A 2,931-nucleotide genomic window follows, 5' to 3' on the forward strand; every position below is an offset into this window, starting at 1 on the left:
AAAAAAAAAACGCGACATGATGAAGCTCTTGAGGATACCGCTGGCCTCGATCTCCTTCTCGATGCCGTCCACGAAGTCGTTCTGCAGGAACGGCACGAACTCGCCTTGGTCGCTGAAGTCGGTGAGCGCGGTGAAGAAGGTCGCCGACTTCACCTGCTTGTCGCCGCGCTTCTTCAAGAGCGACAGGGTCAGCGCCAGCGTGGTGCCGGCGATGCAGTAGCCGGTGACGTTGACCTGCTCGGTGCCGCAGATCTCGCGCACGACGCGCATGGCGGTGAGGTAGCCGTCCTCGATGTAGTCCTCGAGCCCGACGTCGCGGTAGCTCTCGTCGGCGTTGACCCAGCTCACCACGAAGAGCGTGTAGCCCTGGTCGACGATGTAGCGGATCAGGCTGTTCTGCGGCTTGAGGTCGAGGATGTAGAACTTGTTGATCCACGGCGGGAAGACCACCATCGGGGTCTCGTGCACCTGCTCGGTGGTGGGGGAGTACTGGATGAGCTCCATCATCCGGTTGCGCCAGACCACCTTGCCCTCGGCGGTGGCGATGTTGCCGCCGACCTCGAAGGCCTCTTCGTCCACGAGTCGGACCACCAGCTCGCCGTTGTTGGCCTCGAGATCCGCGACCAGATTCTCGAGCCCCTTCACGAGGCTCTCGCCCTCGGTCGCGACCGCCTTCTGCAGCGCGTCGGGGTTGGTCGCGAAGAAGTTCGTCGGCGCCATCATGTCGGTGATCTGCTGGGCGAAATACCGCAGGCGGTGCTTTTCCTTGGGATCCATCTCCTCGATCTGGTCGACCGCGTCGCGGATCGCCTCGGAGTTGATGAGATACTGCTGCTTGATGAAGTTGAAATAGGGGTGGCTGTCCCAGAGCGGGTTGCCGAAGCGCTTGTCGGTGGGCCCGGTGTCGGCGGGCGGGGCGAGCTTGCCCTCGGCCAGCGCCTGCTGCGCTTCCATGAAGTGGTTCAGGGACTTGCCCCAATACCCCACCTGCTGCTCGAAGACTTTCGCCGGGTTCTTCAGCCACTCCTGCCAGTACGCCTGCGCCGCCTCTGCATAGAGCAGGGGGTCGGGGCCGTGCAGCGCCTGGTTGATGGGTTTCCGGTGCGCCAGCGCCTCGATCAGGCGCTGTGAAAGCGCCTCGATCTTCGCGAGGTTTGTTTCGAATGTTTCGCGCTCCGAGCTGATGACGCCTGCTTTTGTTGTCATGGCCACGAATCCCCCCTATCTTCCTCCCTCGGAAGAATAACGATGCCGCTGGCTAGGGCAAAGCGGCGAATTGGTTTGACGCCGAGGCGGTCCTGGTTGCAAAGGAGGGGGCAACCCGGGACACGTAAGCTTTGGCGGGTCACGATACAGGAGAACTCGCACATGCGATTCATGGCGACCTACGACCTGATGGAATCCCTTCGCAACACCAACCAGTGGTTGGGGGCCACGGCCAAGGCAATGGCCTCGTACCCGGCACTGGCGGCGCTTCCCAACCCGGCGATCACCTGGATGGCCGCCTGGGGCGAGGTGACCGAGCGCAGCTTTCAGCGCATGGTGGTGAAACCCAGCTGGGGCATCCGCACCATCACCTGCAACGACGGCAAGGACCACCTCGTGCAGAAGGAGACGGTGCTCGAGAAGGACTTCGGCAACCTGATCCACTTCAACGTGCTCGAGCGCGAGGAGAAGGCCCGCAAGATCCTCGTGGTGGCGCCGATGTCGGGCCACTACGCGACGCTGGTGCGCTCGACGGTGATCTCGCTGATCCCCGACGCCGAGGTCTACGTCACCGACTGGAAGAACGCCCGCGACATCCCGGTGAGCTGCGGCAAGTTCGACATCGAGGACTACACGCTGTACCTCGTCGAGTTCATGCGCCACCTCGGCCCCGAAACCAACGTCATCGCGATCTGCCAGCCGGCGCCGCTGACGCTGGCGGCGACCGCCTATCTCGCCGACATCGACCCCGACGCGCAGCCGCGCACCATGACGCTGATCGGCGGCCCGATCGACCCCAACGCGACCCCCACCGAGGTCACCGATTTCGGCCACCGGGTCACCATGGGCCAGCTCGAGGAATCGATGATCCAGCGGGTCGGCTTCAAGTACAAGGGCGTGGGCCGGCTGGTCTATCCCGGGCTGCTGCAGCTCTCGTCCTTCATCGCGATGAACATGGATCGCCATTCCAAGGCCTTCAACGACCAGATCATGCGGGTGGCCCATGGCGATGCCACCGACCACGACGCTCACAACCGCTTCTACGACGAGTATCTCGCGGTCATGGACATGCCGGCGGAGTTCTATCTCTCGACGGTGGAACGGATCTTCAAGAACGGCGAGATCGCCAAGAACCAATTCGTGGTGGCGGGCCGCAAGGTCGACATCGGCAAGATCACCGATGTCGCGGTGAAGACCGTCGAGGGCGCCGCCGACGACATCTCGGCCCCGGGACAATGCGTCGCGGCGCTCGATCTCTGCACCGGGCTGCCGGATGCGAAGAAGGCGAGCCATCTCGAGCCCAATGCCGGCCACTACGGCATCTTCGCGGGCAAGAGCTGGCGCAACAACATCCGCCCGCTGGTGCTCGATTTCATCGACGCCAACGCCGGCACGCCCCGCAAGAAGGCCGCGAACGCGGCCTGAGGGCTCTTGCGGATCGGGAATGATCCGGAGGTGCGCCCTTGCGGGCGCGCTTTCCGTCTCGGCCCCTCCTTGAGGGGCCTCGGGGGCTCTGTGGCCGGGGTGACGCCTTCGGGAATGCGTTGCGGACTTGGGGGAGGTCGTGCGGCGAGGGGCCAGCCCCTCGCGCTCCCCGGAGTTCAGGGGCAAGATGAAGGGCGGGCGTGGTCGCTTTGGCCCAGAGGTCGGTCAGGGGCGGCCGGTCAGAGGCCGTCGAAGGCGCAGAGGGCGTGGACGTCCATGTCGAGCGCCTCGAGCCGGGCG

At 64.4% G+C, this 2,931-nt stretch carries 2 protein-coding genes; one reads left to right on the plus strand and one right to left on the minus strand.

The window, feature by feature from the left end:
- On the minus strand, positions 1-1,206 hold a 1,206-nt coding region (locus HC022_RS21545), incomplete at its 3' end, for a class I poly(R)-hydroxyalkanoic acid synthase (protein ID WP_167453780.1).
- Between the two features lie 162 nt (positions 1,207-1,368).
- Between HC022_RS21545 and phaZ the strand changes: the two genes are divergently transcribed.
- On the plus strand, positions 1,369-2,631 hold the full coding sequence (gene phaZ, locus HC022_RS21550) for a polyhydroxyalkanoate depolymerase (RefSeq protein ID WP_008884543.1): 1,263 nt from the start codon (positions 1,369-1,371) through the stop codon (positions 2,629-2,631).
- Positions 2,632-2,931 lie beyond the last annotated feature (300 nt).

This window comes from Salipiger sp. HF18, assembly GCF_011806505.1.
GTDB lineage: Bacteria > Pseudomonadota > Alphaproteobacteria > Rhodobacterales > Rhodobacteraceae > Salipiger > Salipiger thiooxidans.

Coding starts and splice junctions, on each gene's coding strand:
- phaZ (WP_008884543.1), top strand. CDS start 1,369: ATGCGATTCATGGCGACCTACGACCTGATGGAATCCCTTCGCAACACC.